19 protein-coding genes are annotated in these 22,428 nt (G+C 55.7%); 10 read left to right on the top strand and 9 right to left on the bottom strand.

Going from position 1 to position 22,428, the window contains the following annotated elements; translation table 11 throughout:
• Window positions 1–196: 196 nt before the first annotated feature.
• A complete protein-coding gene (gene tpiA / locus ACN0TA_RS07805) occupies window positions 197–952 on the bottom strand; it encodes a triose-phosphate isomerase (protein ID WP_417581468.1) in 756 nt (251 codons plus the stop codon).
• Between the two features lie 167 nt (window positions 953–1,119).
• Between tpiA and ACN0TA_RS07800 the strand changes: the two genes are divergently transcribed.
• The 8 genes from ACN0TA_RS07800 to lexA all read left to right on the top strand — a co-directional run bounded on the left by ACN0TA_RS07800 (window position 1,120) and on the right by lexA (window position 9,566).
• The gene (locus tag ACN0TA_RS07800; protein ID WP_417581466.1) at window positions 1,120–2,988 is read left to right on the top strand and encodes a SurA N-terminal domain-containing protein; all 1,869 of its coding nucleotides are present in this window, start codon (window positions 1,120–1,122) and stop codon (window positions 2,986–2,988) included.
• 7 nt (window positions 2,989–2,995) lie between these two features.
• Complete coding sequence (gene trpE, locus ACN0TA_RS07795; RefSeq protein WP_417581464.1) at window positions 2,996–4,507, top strand: anthranilate synthase component I; 1,512 nt, start codon at window positions 2,996–2,998, stop codon at window positions 4,505–4,507.
• Complete coding sequence (locus tag ACN0TA_RS07790; protein WP_417581462.1) at window positions 4,508–5,104, top strand: anthranilate synthase component II; 597 nt, start codon at window positions 4,508–4,510, stop codon at window positions 5,102–5,104.
• 152 nt (window positions 5,105–5,256) lie between these two features.
• On the top strand, window positions 5,257–6,270 hold the full coding sequence (gene trpD, locus ACN0TA_RS07785; RefSeq protein ID WP_417581460.1) for an anthranilate phosphoribosyltransferase: 1,014 nt from the start codon (window positions 5,257–5,259) through the stop codon (window positions 6,268–6,270).
• The gene (trpC, locus tag ACN0TA_RS07780; protein ID WP_417581458.1) at window positions 6,267–7,064 is read left to right on the top strand and encodes an indole-3-glycerol phosphate synthase TrpC; all 798 of its coding nucleotides are present in this window, start codon (window positions 6,267–6,269) and stop codon (window positions 7,062–7,064) included. The genes trpD and trpC overlap by 4 nt, the downstream gene beginning before the upstream one ends.
• Window position 7,065: 1 nt before the next feature.
• The gene (gene moaC, locus ACN0TA_RS07775; protein WP_417581456.1) at window positions 7,066–7,551 is read left to right on the top strand and encodes a cyclic pyranopterin monophosphate synthase MoaC; all 486 of its coding nucleotides are present in this window, start codon (window positions 7,066–7,068) and stop codon (window positions 7,549–7,551) included.
• The gene (gene glp, locus ACN0TA_RS07770; protein WP_417581454.1) at window positions 7,548–8,738 is read left to right on the top strand and encodes a gephyrin-like molybdotransferase Glp; all 1,191 of its coding nucleotides are present in this window, start codon (window positions 7,548–7,550) and stop codon (window positions 8,736–8,738) included. Before moaC ends, glp begins: the two co-directional genes overlap by 4 nt.
• Window positions 8,739–8,858: 120 nt before the next feature.
• Window positions 8,859–9,566: a transcriptional repressor LexA gene (gene lexA / locus ACN0TA_RS07765; RefSeq protein ID WP_417581452.1), complete on the top strand. Its 708-nt coding sequence runs from the start codon at window positions 8,859–8,861 to the stop codon at window positions 9,564–9,566.
• On the opposite strand, the gene ACN0TA_RS07760 is transcribed toward lexA, so the two are convergent.
• Window positions 9,560–11,638, bottom strand: coding sequence for a ComEC/Rec2 family competence protein (locus ACN0TA_RS07760; protein WP_417581450.1), 2,079 nt, complete (start codon window positions 11,636–11,638; stop codon window positions 9,560–9,562). The two genes, lexA and ACN0TA_RS07760, sit on opposite strands and share 7 nt — an antisense overlap.
• Before the next feature lie 123 nt (window positions 11,639–11,761).
• On the opposite strand from ACN0TA_RS07760, the gene gltX reads away from it, so the two are divergent.
• Complete coding sequence (gltX, locus tag ACN0TA_RS07755) at window positions 11,762–13,198, top strand: glutamate--tRNA ligase (RefSeq protein ID WP_417581448.1); 1,437 nt, start codon at window positions 11,762–11,764, stop codon at window positions 13,196–13,198.
• 184 nt (window positions 13,199–13,382) lie between these two features.
• Window positions 13,383–14,672: a citrate synthase gene (gltA, locus tag ACN0TA_RS07750; RefSeq protein WP_417581446.1), complete on the top strand. Its 1,290-nt coding sequence runs from the start codon at window positions 13,383–13,385 to the stop codon at window positions 14,670–14,672.
• Here the strand turns inward: gltA and ACN0TA_RS07745 are convergent.
• The 7 genes from ACN0TA_RS07745 to rseP form a co-directional block, all read right to left on the bottom strand.
• Window positions 14,669–15,787 carry a lipid-A-disaccharide synthase gene (locus ACN0TA_RS07745; protein WP_417581444.1) on the bottom strand — a complete coding sequence of 373 codons (1,119 nt, stop codon included), beginning with the start codon at window positions 15,785–15,787 and terminating at the stop codon, window positions 14,669–14,671. The two genes, gltA and ACN0TA_RS07745, sit on opposite strands and share 4 nt — an antisense overlap.
• Window positions 15,780–16,607: a UDP-2,3-diacylglucosamine diphosphatase LpxI domain-containing protein gene (gene lpxI / locus ACN0TA_RS07740; protein ID WP_417581442.1), complete on the bottom strand. Its 828-nt coding sequence runs from the start codon at window positions 16,605–16,607 to the stop codon at window positions 15,780–15,782. Before lpxI ends, ACN0TA_RS07745 begins: the two co-directional genes overlap by 8 nt.
• The gene (lpxA, locus tag ACN0TA_RS07735; RefSeq protein ID WP_417581440.1) at window positions 16,604–17,413 is read right to left on the bottom strand and encodes an acyl-ACP--UDP-N-acetylglucosamine O-acyltransferase; all 810 of its coding nucleotides are present in this window, start codon (window positions 17,411–17,413) and stop codon (window positions 16,604–16,606) included. Before lpxA ends, lpxI begins: the two co-directional genes overlap by 4 nt.
• On the bottom strand, window positions 17,410–17,847 hold the full coding sequence (gene fabZ / locus ACN0TA_RS07730; protein WP_417582094.1) for a 3-hydroxyacyl-ACP dehydratase FabZ: 438 nt from the start codon (window positions 17,845–17,847) through the stop codon (window positions 17,410–17,412). The genes lpxA and fabZ overlap by 4 nt, the downstream gene beginning before the upstream one ends.
• A gap of 47 nt (window positions 17,848–17,894) precedes the next feature.
• Entirely contained in the window at window positions 17,895–18,917 is a 1,023-nt protein-coding gene (gene lpxD, locus ACN0TA_RS07725; protein ID WP_417581438.1) for a UDP-3-O-(3-hydroxymyristoyl)glucosamine N-acyltransferase, read from the bottom strand.
• Between the two features lie 71 nt (window positions 18,918–18,988).
• Window positions 18,989–21,109 carry an outer membrane protein assembly factor BamA gene (gene bamA / locus ACN0TA_RS07720; protein ID WP_417581436.1) on the bottom strand — a complete coding sequence of 707 codons (2,121 nt, stop codon included), beginning with the start codon at window positions 21,107–21,109 and terminating at the stop codon, window positions 18,989–18,991.
• 206 nt (window positions 21,110–21,315) lie between these two features.
• Window positions 21,316–22,425: an RIP metalloprotease RseP gene (gene rseP / locus ACN0TA_RS07715; RefSeq protein ID WP_417581434.1), complete on the bottom strand. Its 1,110-nt coding sequence runs from the start codon at window positions 22,423–22,425 to the stop codon at window positions 21,316–21,318.
• Window positions 22,426–22,428: the final 3 nt, after the last annotated feature.

Genomic DNA, 22,428 nt, shown 5'->3' with positions numbered 1-22,428 from the left:
GATGCAGGCCCCGGCAGCGCAATATCCATATGATGCGAGCAGAGCGTTCTTTCCCGTTGGGGCTTAACGGCTCAAGCCCTGCCCCGACCGTCTGACCGGGAAGCAAGGCTCTGCACAGGCATCGCTTTGGCCGGCGTTCTACACGCAAAGATCGGTATTGGCCAGCCCTCTGGCGCTACAGTTTCTTGTTCAAATTTCAAGTGGCGACTATGATTGAAAAGAAGTCATTGGCAAGAAGGCTCGCGCCCCCCACCAGTGCTCCATTGACGTCTGCCGTCCCCAAGATTTCCTCGGCATTTGATGGCTTTACCGACCCACCATAGAGCAGCAAGGCGTTTTCGCCCGTAGAGCCGAAACGGCTGACCAGCAACGTACGTATGTGCGCGTGCATCTGTGCGATATCATCAAGTGTGGGCGTGCGACCGGTGCCGATGGCCCAGACGGGCTCATAGGCGATGATGATACGCGTTTTACCAAAGTTGTCCGGCAGCGATGTACTGAGCTGTTCATTCACCACCTGATTCGCTGTTCCATCGAGGCGTTGGGCTTCCGTTTCTCCGACACAGACAATGGGGATCAAACCGGCCGATAACGCGGCTTGCACCTTCTCATTGACGGCCTGGCTCGTCTCGCCGTGGTCAGTCCGACGTTCCGAGTGCCCCAAAATTACATGAGAAGCGCCCGCGTCGAATAGCATTGTGGCGCTGACATCACCGGTATGCGCGCCGTTCGGATTTGAATGGCAGTCCTGGCCACCGATGCGGATCGGGCTTCCCTCAGCGCTTTGAGCTGCCCTGTGCAGCAGGGTCGCCGGTGGGCATACAAGCACATCACTTTCGATATTGCCTGCTTCTTCGAGAAGAGTCTTGAGCTTGGCGATCTGCTCGAGCGCAGCGCCTGTTCCATTCATCTTCCAGTTTCCGGCAATCAATGGCCGCATCCGGTCCTGCATCCCTACTCCAACAACACCTTGCACGCACACTGAGAATGGCTTAACCGGGCGTCCTGTGTGTGCCTTGCAGGTCCCGATATACCCTGTCTATTATGCGCGCGCTTCGAATGCCATAGGGTGTGCCTACGACAATAGGCTAGAGTTCACCTTCAACCGATCGGTACTAAATGCTCGATAATCTTCGTAATTTCGGCCGTAGCTGGGTCGCCAAAGTTTTTCTTGGTGTTTTGATCATCGCTGTCGCCGGTTTCGGCATTCCGAGCGTTTTTCTCGACCTTAACGCCAATACAGTAGCGCGAGTTGGCGATCAGAACATTTCTGTGCGCGATTTTGATCGGGTCTATCGTGGCCAGGTCAACCAGTTCGCTGCCCAGACCGGAATGGCCCCAAGTGCGCAGCAGGCAATGAGCTTTGGTATTCCCAATGCCGCTATTGCGCGGCTGGCCAATGATGCTTCCATCGAAATTCTGGCCCGCGATCTGGGTCTGGGAGCCTCCGATGCCAAACTTGCAGAGCTGGTGCGCCAGGACCCAAACTTTTCCGGCGCGCTCGGCCTGTTTGATGCCAGCGAGTTTGTCGCCGTGCTGCGGCAGTCGGGCTACACTGAAACCGAATATCTTAATCTTCAGCGCCGCGCCGCCGGCCGCGAACAGATTGGTTCGATTTTTGAAGGGGTCAAAGTGCCTCAGATCGCTCTCGATATTGCTCGGTCCTATGATGGCGACCAGCGCACTATCGAATACATTGAACTCAATCCTGTGCTGTTCTCGGTGACCGAAGAGCCGAGCGAACAAGATCTGCAGCAGTTCTTTGAGGAAAACCGTGGCCGGTTCCGCACTGTCGAAACGCGTGTCGTGAGTTTGCTGCCTCTGACGGTTGACGCTCTCGCACAGGGCGTTGATGTTACTGAAGACGAGGTTGCTGCTGAATACGAGCGGAGCGCGGGCCAGTTCGTTGCGCCTGAACGTCGGACGATAAGTCAACTGATTCTGGCTGATGCGGACGCGGCGCAACCATTTGTCGATGGTGCTGAAAGCGGCGCCTCCTTTGCCAGCGTCGTCTCTGAGACCGGGCTGCAGACAGAAGTGTCGTCTCTTGGCACTTTGGCGCAGAACCAGATTACAGATGCCAATCTCGCTCAGACTGCCTTTGGACTTGAGGAAAATGGTTTTGCTGTGCTCGAAGGCAGCAATGGTTTTCGTGTGGTTTGGGTCAGTTCCATCGACGAAGGCGGCCAGCAACCACTCGATGAAGTGCGCGATCAGCTTGAGCAGTCTGTAGCGACGCGCAAGGCGCAGGACATCCTGTTCGATGTCTATGATGCTATCGAAGAGGCGCGGGCAGCTTTCCAGCCCATCGCGGACGTTGCAGAGCAATATGGCCTGGAAATCTATGATCTCGAGCTGACCGCAGATGGCGCCCAACTTGCCGATATCGAGTCGTTACCGCAAGGCTCGACACAGACCATTACTGATGCCGTGTTTTCGGCATCGCCTGATGCGCGCGTGACACCAGCGATCAGCCTTGGTTCGAATCGCACAGTGTTTTTTGAGCTTGCCGAGGTTCAACCCGCGCGCGATCAGGCGCTGGACGAAGTGCGTGATGAAGTTGTTGCGGCCTGGCAGGAACTTCAGACCGACATGGAGATGACCCGCACTGCCGAAGATATCGTTGCGGCTGTTGACAGCGGAAGCGACATCTTCAGTGTTGCAGCCGAACGTGGGCAGATTCCACAAAGCTCAGTACCATTTTCGCGCAACAGTGCTGGCGCAGCGATCGACCCAGATTTGGCCCAGGCGGCATTCCAGGGTGGCGAAGACTACGCAAACTATGTCTCGACCCAGGACGGTGATGTCGTCGTGTTTCAGGTAACAGAAGTTATCGCTGCCACGGCAGACACCACCTCGCAGGTCGCCGACGCATTACAGGTTGATTTCCCCGATCTGATCTTTGCCAATTTTGTCGAAGGGCTCCGCTCGGATGTGGGAATCAGGATCAACGAGGAAGCCCTCAATCGCGTGATCGGGCTCGAATAGGTTCGCCATGTCGGACGGCTATGACTTTGAGTCCTTTGCGAAAATATATGAATCCGGCAAGGGTCAGGTTCTCTACAAGCGCATCGTGGCCGACCTTGAAACGCCGATCGGCACCTATCTGAAGCTGGCCGATGGGCTGCGCTACAGCTTCCTGCTTGAGTCAGTCGAAGGTGGAGCCGTTCGCGGACGCTACTCGATGATCGGCCTTGACCCCGACATCTTGTGGAGGGTCCGCGACGGGGTTGCCGAGATCAACAGAACGGCTCAAACCGCCAGCGATACTTATTCGCATCTTGGCGAACTACCGCTTGATGCGCTTCGATCGTTGATCGCTGAAAGCCAGATCGACATGCCCAAGGAGCTGCCTGCCAACTCGGCTGGTGTTTTCGGCTACCTTGGCTACGACATGGTGCGGTTCATGGAAGAACTGCCAGACAACAATCCCGATACGATCGGTGTTCCGGATGCAATGATGATGCGGCCCTCAATGCTGGCCGTCTTCGATACACTGAAGGACGAGTTATTTCTTACGGCACCCGTGTACCCGCGCGATGGTATAACCGCTCGGCAAGCATTTGAAGCTGCCAACGAACGCATTGAAAGCGCTATCTTGCGGTTGGAAAAGCCCCTGCCCCGCATGAACGAGATTCCCGATCTGGCCAAAATCGAAATTACGTCGAACACTTCGCGCGAGCGGTATTTCGATATGGTTCGCGCGGCACAGGATTACATTGCGGCCGGTGACATTTTTCAGGTGGTCCTGAGCCAACGTTTTTCTGCTGACTTCACTTTGCCGCCCACAGCGCTTTATCGCGCCCTGCGGCGTACAAATCCCTCGCCCTATATGTACTTCTTGGATTTCGGGGATTTCGCCGTTGCAGGTTCGAGTCCGGAAATTCTGGTTAGAGTGGATGAGGGCGAAGTCACGATCCGTCCCATCGCCGGAACGCGCAAACGTGGCGCTACACCCGAGCAGGACAAGGCAATGGCCGATGAGCTGTTGTCGGATCCCAAGGAATTGTCCGAGCATTTAATGCTGCTCGATCTTGGCCGCAACGATGCTGGCCGTGTCTCGCAGATCGGGACGGTCAAGGTCACCGATAAGTACTTTCTAGAGTACTATTCCCACGTAATGCACATCGTTTCCAACGTCGTGGGCAAGCTTGATCCCAAATACGACAACATCGATGCATTGGCCGCCGGCTTCCCCGCGGGAACGGTGTCGGGCGCTCCCAAGGTGCGAGCTATGGAAATCATTGATGAGCTCGAGGTGGCGCGCCGCGGCGTTTATGCCGGGTGTGTTGGGTATTTCGGCGCAGATGGACGCATGGATACGTGCATCGTCTTGCGTACGGCGATCTTGAAAGATGGCAAGCTGCATGTGCAGGCCGGTGCGGGGATCGTTGCGGATTCCAAACCCGAGCTGGAACAGCTCGAGTGCGAGAACAAGGCTCGAGCCCTGTTCAGTGCTGCCGAAGAAGCGCTACGCTACGCCCGTCAGGCACGGGTGGGCCAGTAGATGCGTATCTTGATGATCGATAACTATGACAGCTTTACCTACAATCTCGTCCATTATATCGGAGAGCTTGGGGCCGAGGTAGACGTGGTGCGCAATGACAAGATCACGCTGAATGCCATTCTAGAAAAAGCACCAGAGGCGATCGTCATTTCGCCGGGTCCGTGTACGCCGAATGAAGCGGGTATATGTCTGCCGCTCATCGCCCGCTTCGCTGATGAAATTCCGTTGTTTGGCGTTTGTCTGGGCATGCAGTCGATGGGCCAGGCTTTCGGCGGTGATGTCGTGCGAGCGCCCCATCCCATGCATGGCAAAGTTTCTGCGATTACCCACGACGGGCGGGGTGTGTTTCGGGGGGTGAACAAGCAGTTTGACGCGACCCGCTATCATTCGCTGGTTGTTCGCGATGAAACGCTGCCCAGCGAACTGATTGTAACGGCACGCTCCGACGATGGGCAGATCATGGGCTTGCAGCACCGCGACCTTCCAGTTCATGGGGTGCAGTTTCATCCCGAGAGCATCTCTTCAGAAAATGGCCACGCCATTTTGCAGAATTTTCTCAACATAGCGCGCGATTTCCATTCAGACCGCGCTGCCTGACTGTAAAGTGTCCGTCGCCCCTTGTTTGTCCTTCCATCAAAGCTCGAGGCAATCGGTCGTTGGGAGTAAAGGAGCTTGCCGCTTGCCCCCTGGACACCTCTGCGGTACTTCCCGGCGAGCAACAGCACTAGGCCGGACAGGAAGGAAACAGCATGGACATCAAAGGGGCGCTGAACCGAATTGCCGATGGCAAGGATCTGACCGGCACTGAAATGCGCCAGGTGATGGACATCATCATGAGCGGGGAAGCGACTGCGTCGCAAATTGGCGCCTTTCTGATGGGTATGCGGGTCAAGGGCGAAAGTGTCGGAGAGATCGCAGCAGCCGTCTCGATCATGCGCAAGAAGATGGTTCCGGTCGATGCCCCTGACGATGCTATCGATATCGTTGGAACGGGGGGGGACGGCGCTGGAACACTCAATATTTCTACTGGCGCATCCATAGTGGTGGCCGCTGCTGGAGTACCCGTCGCCAAGCATGGCAATCGTGCCCTGTCATCGAAATCAGGCTCGGCCGAAGCGCTGCAGAAGCTCGGCATCAGCCTTGAGCTTTCGCCCGAACAAATCTCAGCTTGTATCCGCGAGGCCGGAATCGGTTTCATGTTTGCGCCCAATCATCATCCCGCCATGCGTCATGTCGGCCCGACACGCAGCGAAATGGGCGTCCGCACCATGTTCAACCTGCTTGGTCCTCAATCGAACCCAGCCGGCGTAAAGCGCTACGTCCTGGGCGTTTTCGATAATGAATGGGTCGAACCAGTTGCAGCCGCCCTCCTTGCCAATCAGGCGCAATCCGCATGGGTTATGCACGGAGACAGCGGGCTGGATGAGCTTTCTACTACTGGTCCTTCGTTCGTCTCCCAGATCAAGAACGGCAATCTTACATCTTTCGAAGTCACTCCAGAGGATGCCGGGCTGCCGCGCGCGCGGCTCGATGATATTATCGGTGGCGACCCTGAATACAACGCTGGCGAACTTCGCAAGCTGCTGGATGGCGCTAAGGGGGCTTACCGCGATATCGTTCTTTTCAACGCTGCAGCAGCTTTTATCGTGGCCGAAAAAGTCGAAACGCTGCCTGAAGGTGTTGCAATGGGTGCCGAAGCGATCGACAGCGGCAAGGCCAGGGCTACGCTTGAAAAGCTTGTTGCCGTATCGGGGGCACAATGACCGACATTTTGCGCAAGATCGAAGCCTACAAACGCCAGGAAATTGCCGCTGCCAAGTCGGCCATTCCGATAGCAGAACTTACCGCAATGGCGCGCGAGCAAGATAACCCCCGCGGATTCGTCGCTGCGTTGCGTGCCAAGCGGGCGGCCAACCAGTTTGGTTTGATCGCTGAGGTCAAGAAGGCTAGCCCGTCAAAGGGCCTGATCCGCCCCGATTTTGATCCCCCGCTTTTGGCCAAGGCCTATGAGGACGGTGGAGCTGCGTGCCTTTCAGTACTTACTGACACGCCATCTTTCCAAGGTCGCCCGGAGTTTTTAGGAGCAGCACGATCTGCCACCCAACTCCCTGCCCTACGCAAGGATTTTCTGTTCGAACCCTATCAGGTCGTAGAAGCCCGGGCCTGGGGCGCGGATTGCATTCTTGTCATCATGGCATCGGTCGATGATTTTGCGGTCCAGGCATTGCTCGAGAGCGCTGCAGAATGGGGTATGGACGCGTTGGTGGAAGTCCATGATGCCGAAGAAACCGAGCGTGCCCTCGCGTTGGGTGCGGCGTTCATTGGCATTAACAATCGCAATTTGCGTACATTCGACGTGTCGCTTGAAACCACTGTAGCGCTCGCCAAACTTGTCCCTGAAGACAAATTGCTTGTGTCGGAAAGTGGTGTCTTTTCTTTCGAAGACGTTAGATATCTCCAGTCCGAGGCTGGCGTCGGCTGCTTTCTGGTGGGCGAAAGCCTTATGCGACAAGACGATGTAGCCAGTGCAACGCGATCGCTTTTGACTGGAACCTGATATGCCGCATGAATTGACACATCTTGATGAAACCGGCGCCGCCCGGATTGTCGACATTTCAAACAAGTCCGAGACCGTTCGTCGCGCCGTCGCGGGAGCCGTCCTGCACGCTACGCCTGAGATCGTCGACGCAATTTTCGGTGGTACGCTCAAAAAAGGCGATGCCATTGCAGTTGCGCGTGTTGCAGGCATCATGGCGGCTAAAAAGACCTCAGAATTGATCCCGCTATGCCATCCGATACCCGTGACCAAGATCGGCGTCGACATAGAGCGTGGGCCAGCATCAAGCACCATTATGATTGCTGCAACCGTCGAGACTATTGGGCGCACTGGTGTGGAGATGGAGGCTTTAACCGCCGCCTCAGTTACAGCGCTGACCCTCTACGACATGGCCAAGGCGATGGACAAGTCCATGACTATTTCCGACTTGCAACTAATCGAGAAGAACGGCGGTAAGTCGGGCGATTTCAAACGGGTCTCGCGTTGATTTCCGTTGACGAAGCGCTTGAACGCATACTGAAGTCGATCACTGTGCTGGGCAATGAGCGCATCCCTCTTGCGCAGTCCTTCGGACGCACATTGGGCGAGGACGTTCGAGCCCACTTGTCCAACCCAGCCTTTGATGTCAGCGCCATGGACGGCTACGCTGTGCGCGCCAATGACGTTCAACCGGGTGTGACACTGGCCATGATCGGTGCGTCGCAAGCCGGTGCCGGTTTTGCCGGAACTGTTGGGCCGGGCCAGTGCGTGCGGATATTTACCGGTGCTCCGGTGCCGAGCGGCGCCGATGCGGTAATCATGCAAGAAGAAGCGCGGGCTCAAGAGGATGCGATAACCTTTGAGTGCGATGTGGCAGCAGGACGTAGCATCCGGTTCCAGGGAGACGACTTTTCCGATGGCGATGTGTTGGTCGCGACCGGGCTCATCCTTGATCCGCGCAAGATCGCACTGGCCGCCGCAGGTAACGTCGCAGATGTAACGGTTGCAAGGCAACCGCGCGTGACTTTGTTGGCGACCGGAAATGAGCTGGTGCAGCCAGGCAGCGTCGTCGGTCCCGATCAGATCGTTGCATCCAACTCGGTTGGATTGGATGCTTTTTTTTCCGGACATGGCGCTGCTGTCTCTGATTATGGCATTGTTGCCGATGACAAGCGCGTTCTCGGTGAGGCTCTGGCGAAAGCCTTGGACGAAAAACCCGATATCTTGCTGACCACCGGCGGCGCTAGCGTCGGAGAACATGATTTTGTCCAGGAAATGTTGCGGACAAACGGTGTCGACATAGATTTCTGGCGTATCGCCATGCGCCCCGGCAAGCCGTTAATGTTCGGACGCCGCGGGGAAACCATAGTCTTCGGACTACCCGGAAATCCAGTTTCGGCCCTGGTTACGGCACGAATGTTCGTCTTGCCGGCCGTGTTGGCCATGATGGGTGCAAAAGCTCCTTTCCCGCTCTATTTGCCATTGGCCAACGACATTCCGCCTAACGGACCCAGGCGCCATTTCTTGCGCGGTCGGCTGATCAGCGACGCAGCGCATGGGGCGAGAGTTGAGCCTGTTCGGCAAACTGACAGTGGACACCTGTCATCGCTGGCATCGGCAGATGTATTGATTGTTCAGAACGAGAATTGTCCCGGCAAATCAAGCGGAGACATCGTGGCTACACATAAACTGTAGTTTGCATGTCGAAACACGGAGACCGGCAGAGCCAAAGTGCGAGCACTTGCGGAACATTTACGGAACATGTATAAAAAGTTCAATATTTGTTCCGATTCGACGTCGCCGAGGGATCCGCTAATGTTGACGCGCAAACAGCACGAACTTCTGATGTTCATCCATGAGCGGATGAAAGAAAGCGGCATTCCGCCCTCCTTCGATGAAATGAAGGAGGCGCTAGATCTGAAGTCGAAGTCAGGCATTCATCGTCTGATTACCGCTCTTGAAGAGCGGGGCTTCATTCGGAGGCTGCCCAACCGAGCCCGTGCGCTGGAGGTGGTCAAGCTTCCGGATTCCATGAACCCCTCACTTGGCGGTCGCAAGGCGCGCTTTGAACCTTCGGTTATTGAAGGAACCCTTGGAAAAGCGCCAGCAAAGTCAATGACGCCGAAGCATGACAACGGTGGCTCGGTATCCATTCCTGTGATGGGGCGCATTGCAGCAGGTGTGCCTATCGAAGCAATTCAAAGCCATTCTCATTCGATCGCCGTTCCACCCGAGATGTTGGGTTCGGGCGAGCATTTTGCCCTCGAAGTGCGCGGTGACTCGATGATCGAAGCGGGCATTTTCGACGGCGATACTGTTCTGATCCGCAAGCAGGATGCTGCGGGCAATGGTGAAATCGTGGTTGCGCTCGTGGATGATGAGGAAGCGACCCTGAAGCGGCTGCGCAAAAAGGGCAATGCCGTGGCGCTGGAAGCAGCAAACCCTGCCTATGAGACCCGCATTTTTGGGCCGGATCGCGTCAAGGTTCAGGGACGGCTTGTCGGCCTGATGCGGCGCTACTGATTTTTTATTCGCCAGGGCCGGTTTGGTCCATCGATTGCGGTCCGGATTGTCGGGGGGAGGTGGGGGCCGTTCCAATCGATCATATGGGCGCCATATCTTGCCAAGTCGGAAGCATCTATGACCAAGGCGGCTGCCTTGTGACATTGGGACGGCGCTTCGAGGCGAGAAATCACGATATCCGCGATGCGGCAATCTTCTTCAAAGAGGTCGCGCGATTTGATCAGGGCTACAGTGTAACCGTCTTTTGTCGCTAGAAAGCAACCGCGACTGTCGCAACCGGTTTCGGTATGTGAGTCTTCGATTTGGGTTATGTAGCGCTCTGACCAGATCGTCGTTGCAAACGTGTTGTTTCGGCCAGCAATCAACGCGATCTGGTCGCCGCTGCGCACAGCCAGTGCCTGGCTTTGATCTGCAATAAAAATATCAGGCGCTTGTTCGAGACAGAGAACGGCGATGAGCGGAACGGCGATCAATGGGCCGATAAGGCGTATTGGTGTTCTGAAATAGGCCATCCATGCCAATGCCAATAGGGCTACGATAAGCGCGGCGGGTGATAGGATGGGGCTTGGGTCAAAGCCACCACTTAACAGCCGCACAAAGTTTGCGCACCAGAGCATTGCCTCAATGTTCCACCCAAGCACCGTGTAAGGAAGTGTTTCAAGGCCGAAGGGAAGTAGAAGTGTTCCGAGCAGTGCGGCGGGCATCATCACAAAGCTCACAATCGGCATAACCATGAGATTGCCCAACACGCCGAACGGCGCCGTCTGTTGGAAGTGATATGCGGTAAAAATCAAAGTGGCCAGGCCGGCGATGACGCTTGTCGTTGCGATGTCAAATATGAGGGCAAGTGCCCTGCCCCTTTGCTGCCTTCCCTTATTTTCGCGTCGTTGGCGCGCCAATTCATAAGCGCCGATCAGTGCAATGACCGCAGCGAATGATAGCTGGAATGAGGCGCGAAAAACGCTGGTCGGCTCGAAGACGATGATTGCCATCCCAGCAATAGCAACGTTGCGCATAGTGAGCGCCTGGCGACCTGCAATAACCGCAGCAAAAATCAATCCCAGCATTATTGTGGATCGTACAGCGGGTATGACCATTCCAGAGATGACCATATAGGCTAGAGCAGTTGCGATGCCGAACCCCGCGGCAATTTTCTTGATTGGCAGACGCTGCGCGACTCCATGGTTTAATGACAGCAGAAAGCGAACGCACGCAAACATCGTGCCTGCGACCAGTGTGAGATGGAGCCCCGAGATTGCGATGACGTGAGCGATGCCGGCGGCTGCCATGAGGTTGCGATCTTCTTCGGCGATGCGGCTCTGGTCACCCGTCACGAGAGCAGCGGCTATACCACCGATGCGGTCTCCCAACTGGCCGACAATTCGACCAGTGATTGCTGCGCGAAGGTCTTTGACGATACGCGCCAGCCCCCCTGTCCCGTGCTTTTCTATCCCAATATCACCAAACGCTGTGCCATATGCGCCGATGCCATCAAAGTGGCTGACGAACTGGGAATCATACCCGCCGGGTACAGCGGGTGGCGGAACCGGATAAAAGCGGATACGTGCTGTAACCACATCGCCAGGAGATACGGCATAGACGCCCTGCACCGTCACGCGCGCCATACGGACTTCGGGCACTGCCCACTCTGGCTCGCCCGCAATGCCAGACAGCACCCAGCGCTGCTGGCTACCGTCATCATAAGTGACGGCTTCTATCCGGGCCGTGTAAGTACCGTATTTGGGCGCTTCGAGCATTGTCGTGCCAAAAAGCGCACCGTGAATTGGAAGGAGCATGGCTCCGATCGAGAACATTACCGCTAACAGCCCAATTTCGCGCAAGCGCGGATGATTGCGGCCAAGCAAAAAGGTAAAAAGAGCGCAGCCCATTAGGATAGCGAGCTGCCCTAAGCCAGGTTCCTCGGGGAGCACTCGGTAGCCGATCAGCCCGAAAATCATGGCAAACGGAAAAAGTATGAAATTGCGGCGCTGCGTAGTCGCGTCAGCTACTGCAATATAGAAATTGTGAAAAATTGCTGTTGTTCGCGCCACGAGCCAACCAAGCAGACCCATGGGCCGCTCGTTTCCGGGATTTTTTACGACTGGAAAGTTGACCATACTGGCGCGCCCCCACCCTTGCGCTCGTCGAGCGCTATGGTACACACGGCCCGAACATTTCTCCAAGCGGTAAGCCCTATGTCCAAGCCCGTCATCACGCGTTTTGCGCCTTCCCCCACCGGTTTTTTGCACATTGGCGGCGCGCGCACTGCGCTGTTCAACTGGGTGTTCGCGCGCAAGATGGGCGGCAAAATGCTGCTGCGCATCGAAGACACAGACAGGGAGCGGTCCACCGATGAAGCCGTTGCGGCCATTCTTGATGGCATGAGCTGGCTTGGGCTGGATTGGGACGGCACGCCGATCAGTCAGTTTGCACGTGCCGACCGGCATACCGAAATCGCGCTGCAACTTCTTGAGAGCGGCAACGCTTACAAGTGCTACTGTACCCCACAAGAATTGACGGACATGCGCGAAAAAGCTCGCGCTGATGGCCTGCCGCCCCGCTATGATGGACGCTGGCGCGATCGTGACGCCTCCGAAGCTCCGGAAGGCGTTAAGCCGGTCATCCGTATTAAAGCGCCCCAGTCCGGTGATATTGTAGTTAAGGATCGCGTTCAGGGCGACGTTGTCTTCAAGGCTGAAAACCTAGATGATTTCATCATCTTGCGGTCTGACGGTACGCCAACCTACATGCATGCCGTTGTCGTGGATGATCATGACATGGGCGTAACTCACATCATTCGTGGCGACGACCACTTGACGAATGCTGCAAGGCAGATTGTCATTTATCGTGCCATGGGATGGGACGTCCCGGAGATGGCGCATATCCCGTTGATCCACGGTCCCGACGGCGCAAAGCTGTCCAAACGACATGGCGCCATGGGTGTCGAAACATACAGACAGATGGGATATTTGCCCGAGGCGCTGCGCAATTATCTGGCACGGCTCGGATGGGCGCACGGTGACGAAGAAATCTTCTCGACAGACAAGATGGTCGATTGGTTTTCGCTCGAAGCTCTCAACAAGGGCGCTTCGCGGTTCGACTTTGTCAAGCTCGACAACCTCAATGGTCACTATATCCGTTCGGCTGATCCGGCGCGTCTGTACGACGTCATGGTCGAAACCGCCTCTGAAGTCGGGCGTAATGCCGATTATGCGGGACTGGTATCGAACAAGGAGACGGTGCTGGCAGCTATCCCCGAATTGCAGCCACGTGCAAAAACTGTGCTCGAGCTAATCGACCTGGCGCAATTTATATACGCCGAACGTCCGTTGCCCATTGAGGAAAAGGCAGCCCAACTGCTCACTCCGGACAGTGCTGCGCATCTTGCCGCGCTGACTGCAGCGTTCGCCGGGCTTGACACATGGTCAGTCGAGGTTCTGGACACCACTGTTCGCGCATATGCTGACTCTGTCGAATTGAAGTTGGGAAAAATAGCCCAACCTTTGCGGGCTGCATTGACGGGACGAACGATTTCGCCTGGCATCTTCGAAGTGATGGTGCTGATCGGTCGCGATGAAAGCCTGGGCAGGCTGTCTGACATCGTTGGTGTCGGCGCGCACCCAAGCGCTTAAAAACGTTCGCGATAGATACGCGGAGCGTTGTTTTACCTATACGTCAAGAGGCATGACGCAGTTGCATGACATGACGTTTTCGGATACCCAAGCGAAGCGTTTTAAAAGACGTCATTGTGCGTGCTCAGAGCCTGCGAGCCTAGCGTTTGCGGCGTGCCTGAGCCGAAACCCGGGAGGCACATGAATGAGCGACAAATCCGCAAGAATTACTCTGGGCGATGAGACTTTCGAGTTCCCCGTGCTCAGTGGCACTGTAGGGCCCGATGTCATCGACATTCGTTCGCTTTACGCCAAAACCGGCTTGTTCACTTACGATCCCGGCTTTACGTCCACGGCGGCATGCGACAGCACCATCACCTATATTGATGGCGACAAGGGTGAACTTCTCTATCGCGGTTACCCCATCAACCAGCTCGCGGACAAAAGCTCTTACATCGAAGTCTGTTATCTTCTGCTTTATGGCGAGCTCCCTTCAAAGGCAGACCTGAAGGATTTTGAGAACCGCGTGACCCGTCACACAATGGTGCACGAGCAAATGCACTATTTCTATCGTGGCTTCCGCCGTGACGCGCACCCAATGGCGATTGTTACTGGTGTCGTAGGCGCAATGGCTGCCTTCTATCACGACTCTACCGATATTTCGGATCCTGAGCAGCGCGAAATTGCCTCAATCCGGATGATCGCCAAGCTGCCAACTATTGCAGCAATGGCTTACAAATATTCGGTTGGGCAGCCGTTCGTGTATCCCCGCAACGACCTCGACTATGCTTCAAATTTCCTGCACATGTGTTTCGCTGTGCCAGCCGAAGAATACAAAGTTGATCCTGTCGTCGCCAAGGCAATGGACCGTATCTTCACGCTCCATGCGGACCACGAGCAGAACGCATCGACCTCAACAGTGCGCCTGTCGGGTTCGTCCGATGCAAATCCGTTTGCCTGCATTGCTGCCGGCGTAGCGTGCCTCTGGGGTCCAGCGCATGGCGGTGCAAACGAAGCCGCACTTAATATGCTGCGCCAGATCGGCACCGTGGACCGCATTCCCGAGTTCATCGCCAGGGCAAAGGACAAGAACGATCCCTTCCGGCTGATGGGCTTTGGTCACAGGGTCTACAAGAATTACGATCCGCGCGCTGCTGTAATGCAAGAATCCGCACGCGAAGTGCTCGATTTGCTCGGCGTTGAGAACAACCCAACACTGCAGGTCGCTCAGGAGCTTGAAAAGATCGCTCTCGAAGATCCTTACTTTGTCGATCGCAAGCTTTACCCGAATGTGGACTTCTATTCCGGCATTATCCTTGATGCCATCGGGTTCCCCACATCGATGTTTACTGCGATTTTTGCCTTGTCGCGTACAGTGGGCTGGATTGCGCAGTGGAAGGAAATGATCGGCGATCCGCAGAAAAAGATCGGCCGCCCGCGTCAGCTCTACAATGGCGCGACAATGCGCGATTACGTGGACATTTCAGCCCGCTAGAGATGCGCTGCAATTCTGTCGACAGGACTTTCAAGGGGCGCTTCCAGCGCCCCTTTTTCCATCAGGGCTCTGATTTCGCAGAAAGCCTCAGCTTGAGCTTTCAGGGCTGTCGAGTTGTTAACGAGAGCGATAGCAGCGTCGGCAAGTGTTTCGGGGTGCCCCTTGTGGGCAAACAGTATTTCCGGGACGACTTCTTTTTGGGCGATAATATTGGGAAGGCCGATAAACCGCGTCGTTGCGTTTTCAAACATTTTGACCTGGGCGCCCTCGGCAACATAGGTCAGAATATGGGGCACGCCGGACAGAGCCAGCTCCAACGTGACAGTACCGCTTACTGCAATAGCAGCAATGGCTGCCTCAAGCGCCTCCTGCCGCTGCTCTTGCGCAACGATTACGTTTATCGGGACGCTCCATTCGGCAACTATCCGCTTTATGCGATCAGATTGCGAGCGCGTTGCCAGTACAGAAAAACCTGTAACTTTTGACTGGGACGATAAACGTTCGGCCACACTCTTCATCATGGGAAGGTGGCGGTTGATCTCACCTGTACGGCTGCCTGGCAAGAGCAAGATTGTGCCTATGGCCGGCTGGTTTTGACGCATCGGATATGAATGGAGGGCGGGATGTCCGACATAAGCCGTTTTGGGTCCGCCCAGCTTGCGCATCGCTTCTGGCTCGAATGGCAGAACGCTCAAGACCTCATCGAAGATATCGGTGAGTTTTCGGGCCCTCTCTCCCCCCCATGCCCAAACAGCTGGCGCGACATATAGAATAATACTGCCGCGATAGCCGCGCCGACGTAAGGCGCGCGCAACGACTTTGGAAAACACTTGAGCATCTATGAGAATCACAGCGCTCGGTCGCTGCCTGACAATTGCAGACGCAACTTGGCGTGCACGCCAAAGCAACAGCGGCAGTCGCATGATCACGTCGCGATAGCCCATCACCGCCAAATCGTCGATAGGAAAGAGGCTGGTTAGCCCCTCACCTTCCATAGCGTCCCCGCCGACGCCGGCGACCGACAGTTCAGGAAACACACGTCTCAGTCCGGCGATGAGATTTGCGCCAATGCGGTCACCTGACGCTTCACCAGCGAGTATGAAAACACTAGTCATTTTGCGCGACCATGCCGATCAGAGCGATGCCTGCTGCATCAGCAGCTGCAATCATATCGGCGCGCCCGATCAAGAGTGTGCGACCCGTTTCCAGCACAATGGCACGAATACCAGCTTGATGCGCAAGCTCGACTGTCGTCTTTCCCACAGCAGGAAGATCGACATGCAAGGGCTGGCCGGGCTTGGATGTCTTTGCAAATACGAGCTGTCCCTGCCCGTCTCCGATAAGCCCTCGTTCGCTGTAAACCCGACAGCGCACCAGCAACTCGTCGGTTCCTCCGATGTCTTCGGTGGCAATTACACGCCCGCCGGCGACCACAAGCGCTTGACCGAGATCCAACGAACCTGCCTTCCGGGCGGCGTTGAAGCCAAATTGTGCGGTGCGCAAAAGGTTCTCGTCAGCAGCGACGGTGCCAATAAGGCCCTCCGGCGCCAGCAGATCGGAAACGATCTCATGCACGCCGACAAACGGGAGCCCGAGTATTTTAAGCAAAGCAGCCCCAAGTTGCGAAAGCTTGCTATCGCCCTTCGCTGCAACCTCTTTGTCGCCAGCAAATTCAGCAAATGTCTCGCGCTCGCGATCGGACATATGCATCCCGCCAACGGCACAAACGTGTGTAGCCTTGAATCTGCGAATTTCACGCAGCACCTGATCCGGGCGCGATATCTTGATCGGAAAAGGGTCTTCGGCATCGAGATCGCTTCGTGGATGAAGCGAGAGCACGCGTATCTGCCAGCCGGCGGCACGCGCAGCAGCTATGGTTTGTGGAACGAGATCACCCGATCCGGCGACCAGCGCCAGTCGGCCGGGAGCAGTCATTGTTCTACTGGCGCGCCGTTGCGTGGCATACAAAGAGCCCGTTCGGACGGCTTGCGAATGAATTCAATGACATCTTCGACGAGTGTTTCGCCTTCAAAGATTTCGGCGGCATCTTCAATGCGTTCGCGCAGTGTCCCCTCACTCGAGAAAATCATTCGATAGGCGGCACGTAGCGCGTGAATAGACCCCCGCTCGAATTTGCGGCGCTTGAGACCCACAAGGTTCAAACCACCCAGATAGGCGCGGTTGCCAAGCACTGACCCGTAGGGAATGACGTCGTTCTCGACGAAAGACATTGCGCCCACAAACGCATGAGCACCGATACGAACGAACTGATGAACGCCACAAATGCCGCCAAACCGAACGTAGTCATCGACCACGCAATGGCCAGCCAGCGATGCCTGGTTGGCCATTACCACATGATTGCCCACAATGCAGTCGTGAGCGATATGCACTCCGACCATGAGGAGACAGCTGTTGCCGACGCGGGTTACCATCCCGCCACCAGATGTCCCCGGATTGATTGTTACGTACTCGCGCAACACGCAGTCATCGCCAATCGATACGGTGCTCGGCTCGCCCTCGAATTTCAGGTCCTGTGGCGGATGTCCAATAGACGAAAACGGATATATCGTTGTGCGGGCACCTATCGAAGTGCGACCGTCGATCGATACATGAGAGACCAATTTAGCGCCATCACCGAGAGTAACCTCGCCGCCCACAACGCAATAAGGGCCGATCTCGACATTATTGCCGAGTTGTGCGCTGTCACTGACAATTGCCGTAGGGTGAATGGATGAGGTCACGCTTGTTCCTTGACGATCATCGCACCGATCTCAGCCTCAGCCACGACGACACCGTTAACAATCGCCTTAGCTTCGTATCGCCCGACAGTCTTCCGGCGATGGATCTTTTTGATGTGGTACTCAAGCTTGTCGCCAGGCTTCGCGGGCTTGCGGAACTTCACCGCGTCTACTGTCAACAGGTAGACGATATGACGATCACCCGACTTGTTTTCCAGGTTGATGACAATAGCACCGGCCGTTTGGGCCATACCTTCGATAATCAGCACGCCGGGGAAAATCGGTTCACCCGGAAAATGCCCTTGGAACTGAGGCTCGTTATACGTGACGTTTTTGATGCCAATTGCCGAGTCGTCACCATTGATTTCAATGATGCGGTCAATCATCAGGAACGGGTAGCGATGCGGAAGTGCCTGAAGCACTGCATCGATCTCCATGGTGGAGAGTTCAGTGGCCTGCCCGGCCTTTTCTGGACTGAGGGTACTCAAGTCTTATCCCCTTTTGACAACCGTCTAACCGCTACGATTTCTCGCTTCCACATCTTTACATCCTGCGCGGGCGCTCCTGCAATGTTGGAGCCGGACGGAAAGCTGTGAGTAACACCCGAACGGGCAAGAACCAATGTTTTTGCGCCAAGTCGCAAGTGACCTGCGGTACCAGCACCGCCCCCCATTACGACCCCATCTTCCAGTACTGTTGAGCCCGACAGTCCACACATTCCCGAAATCACACAATTGCGTCCAATACGGCAATTGTGACCGACCTGAACCAGATTATCGATCTTGGTGCCTTCGCCTATTACTGTGTCGCCCAAGGTACCGCGGTCGACAGTTGTGTTGGCGCCCAACTCAACTCGATCCTGGATGATCACCCGTCCAAGCTGGGGGATCTTGCGGTGCTGGTCTGATCGCATCTGGAAACCGAAGCCTTCAGCGCCAATAATGACACCTGGCTGGATCACCACGTTATTGCCCAAATGGGCGCAGTCTATGGCCACGTTTGAACCTATGACGCAATCACGACCTATGGTTACGCCTGCACCAATGGTTGTGTTAGCCCCGATCATTGTACCCGTCCCGATTTGGGCACCGGCACCGACAGTAACATTGGGGCCGAGAATTGCTCCGGGTTCAATCAGCGGGGAAGGTTCTGATCGCATTGACGCACGGATGCGGGTGGCTCCATCGTCGGGATAAAGAACGTTAAGCACGTCCACGAAGACATCGTAGGGTTTGTCACAAACGACCGTCGTTGTCTTCGCGGAAGCAAAAGCGTGAAGATCTGCAGTGACAAGAATCGCACCAGCCCGGCTTCGGCCCAATTTTTCTGAGTAGGCCTTGCTTGCGGCGAAAGAAATATTTGCTGAACCGGCATCGGCAAGATCGCTTGCCCCATCGATTGAGAGGTCAGCAGCCAAGCTTTCTGCCAATTCGTGATGTCCTGCCGCTTCGAGAAGATCCGACAGGAGCATCGGGCCGGTACAATCATGGAATCGAGGATCGATCATTGCTGCGCCTAAAAAAGAAACCGCGGCTCTGATACGCCGCGGTTTCTGTTTTTTCAATAAGGGCGAACGATTTAGAACAATGTCGAAAGCGTCAGCTGGAACACCTGAGTGCGATCAAAGGTGTCAGGTTCGATAACGTGGGCAAAATCGCCACGCAACGGACCAAGAGGTGATTCCCAAATCAGCGACCCGCCAACCGAGGATTTCAGCGGATTGCCAATTCCATCGGCTGTCTCATAGCCACCGGCTGGGATGCCTTCGATCCAGCCAACATCACCCCAAACTGCACCACGCAGACCCCAGTTCTCGGGCAGGAACGGCAGCGGGAAGTCGATCTCCGCAGACAGTCCAGCATAAGAGAGAACACCCAGCGCGTCGTCAGTTCCGGCCGCGCGGGCCCCCATGCCACCGAAGCGATAACCGCGGACGAGGTTGGGACCAAGCTGGAATGTGTCAGTGGGATGAACCCCGCTACCACCAAGGTCAGTGACCGTGCCAGCAAGACCTCGCAAGCTGCCCACTACGCCCATTTCTTCCCAGATAGGATAGTAAACGCGCGCCCTGACTTCTGTCTTGAGGAAGTCTGCAGTGAGAGTCGTATAGTCCTGCGAGAAGGACAGGATCATGCCTTCGGTCGGACGCTGCTGGTTGTCGAGCGTATCATAGGTCAGTGTATAGCCCACATTCAGACGATCGCGTGTTCCGCCGATATAGGCGGGAGCCGCAGGGGCGTCGTTATCTGTGAAAACCACCTGCTCGAGGCCAATGCGCGTCGTCAGTGTCAGATCCTGAGCTACCGGAAGACCGAAGCGGAGCTGACCACCAGTGGTTTCCGTGCCGTAGGAGAAGTTGGAACCTTCTGTCGTCACGCGACGGTACGCGTCAACACCGGCAGAGATGCGAAGACCCATAAAGCGCGGCTCAGTGAAACTGAAGTCGTAAGTTTCACCATTCTCTGAGCGACCGAGCGCCACGCGAAGATACTGACCGCGACCAAGGAAGTTCCGCTCTGTCAGCGAAATTTCACCAAAGATGCCATCGCGAGTCGAATAGCCAGCGCCCACGCCATAATCGCCTGTACTGCGCTCAACAACGGATACGTTCAACACGACGCGATCAGGAGAGCTTCCGGGTGCCGAAGTCACCTGCACAGCAGAGAAGAAACCAAGAGCTTCAATGTCAGCCCGGCCCTTTGTGACCAAAGCACGATTGAACGGATCACCTTCAGCAAATTCAAATTCGCGCCGAATGACGAAATCGCGAGTCTTGGTGTTACCAGTGATGTTGATGCGCTCAACGTAAACGCGGGGACCCTCATCAACTAGGTATGTGATGTTAAAAGTGTTGTTGTTGATGTCACGATCAATCCGCGGACGCACCTCGGCAAATGGGTAGCCCTGATTGGTCGCGCGAAGCGCCAGCTCTGACGTCGATTCGCTCAAATCGGACAGCGAATAGCGGCTACCAGATCCAGTACGGATGCCGCCGCGCAATGCGTCTGCATTCAAACCCGGAATGGATGTTTCAATAGCAACATTGCCGAAATCGTAGAGCTGGCCTTCGTCAACAGTGAAATTGATGAAGTATGCATTGCGGGTTGCATCAAACTCAGCGACCGAAGACAAAACGCGCGCATCGGGGAAACCGCGATTGGCATAATAGAGACGAACCCGTTCACGATCGACTGCAAGCCTGTCTTCGCTATAGAGGTCGTCACGGAACAACCAGCTGAATACGTGCGTTTCCTTTGTGCTGACAACGCCCTTAAGAACCATCGAACTAATCGAATTGTTGCCAGTGAAATTGATGGCAGCGATACCCGCGCGATCACCTTCATTCACATCAAAGAATACGCGCACACGGCCGTCGGCGGTCGGCTCTGTCCGCGAAGTCACGGTTACGTTTGTGTAGCCCGCCTGGGTATAGGCAGTTTGAATTGACTGCGCATCGTTGGCCACGCCAGCCTGAGTGTATACCCGGCGCGCAGCAACATCGACCATCGCCGAAAGCTGGTTATCATTGAAGCGACTGTTACCGTCGAACCCTATCGCAGAGACTTGCGTCCCTTCAGCAACTTGAGCCTGTGCAGGAGATACACCCAAAATCAGCGCCGCATTTCCGACGAACGGCGCAAAGGTGAAAAGCACCATGGCGAAGAGGATGCTGTGCAAAAGCTTGGCTGATTTCATCATGATTGTTCTTGCTTGCCTTTTGAGACTTGGGCCGGGAATCGTCTCAAGACGTGGATTCCCCCATACTCCGATGACAGGTTTTACCTGTTTTTGTTCAACGAGCAAGGCGAAACCCCCTGCTCTGCGGCCAAAAGATGGCCAGTCATGTATTCATGCAACACTTGCTAACCCCTTGATACCGCGCGACACCCGCCGCTGGCCTGACTTCAGACCAGGTCGTTGATCAGCGTAAAAACCATCAGCGTACACACCAGGGCAAAGCCAATGCGGTACCCGATTTCCTGAACGCGCTGGCTCAGGGGGCGGCCGCGCACTGCCTCGTAAAGGTAGTACATCAGGTGTCCACCATCCAACATTGGGACTGGGAACAGGTTAATTATGCCAATGTTTAACGATAAAAGTGCCGTAAGGTTAACCAATGCTAACAGGCCGAGCGTAGCGACCTCGCCAGAGACTTGCGCCATTCCGACGGGCCCGGCCACTTGGTCAAGATCAGCGCGGCCGATGAAAATATCGCCCAAAAAGTTCAAGGTGCGGTCAATAATGAAATATATTTCTTCGAAGGTCATTCCGACTGCTTCTATGGGCCCAGGCCGATAAAGCACCACGTCCCCTTCACCGACGTCGCGCGTGACGCCCATGCGTCCGACTTTGAGTTCTCTTCCAAATCGCGTCGTTGCGGTCTCGGTGCGCGGTATGAGCGAAAGGTTCACTGTTTCGCCTTCGCGCTCAATAACCATGGGCACCGAACGCTCCGGCGCCGTGGACACAATCCGCTGCACATCTTCAAAGCCGCGAATGTCATAGCCATCCACTGACAAAAACCTGTCGCCCGGCTCCAACCCAGCCACTGCAGCAGGTGATTCCGCGATGACATCTCCAACGACCGGATCGAGCGTCAGGCGCCCATATCCGAGCAACATTGCGTAGAGAATCAGGAATGTAAGAAGGAAGTTTGCTGCCGGGCCAGCAACGACAATGGCCATCCGCTGAAAGACGGACTTGTTGGAAAACAGACGGGGCCTGATGGCAGGATCGAACCGCTCCGTATCGGGGTCGGGCATGCTCGCGGCATTCATGTCGCCGGTGAATTTAACGTAGCCACCGAGGGGGAAGGCTGCAATGCGCCAGCGTGTGCCGTGTTTATCGTTCCAGCCAATCAGTTCGGGGCCAAAACCAATAGAGAACGCATCGATGGCCACCCCATTCCAGCGCGCCACGAGATAATGTCCCATCTCATGGACGAAAACGATGACCGTAAGAATACCGAGAAAAGGTATGATGTAGTTCAGGAAGAACGGAAGTTCACTGATCATCGA

The organism is Pelagibacterium sp. (assembly GCF_048264985.1).
GTDB lineage: Bacteria > Pseudomonadota > Alphaproteobacteria > Rhizobiales > Devosiaceae > Pelagibacterium.
The sequence above is the reverse complement of the archived record's forward strand: the minus strand, read 5'-3'. Positions and strand labels throughout refer to the sequence as shown.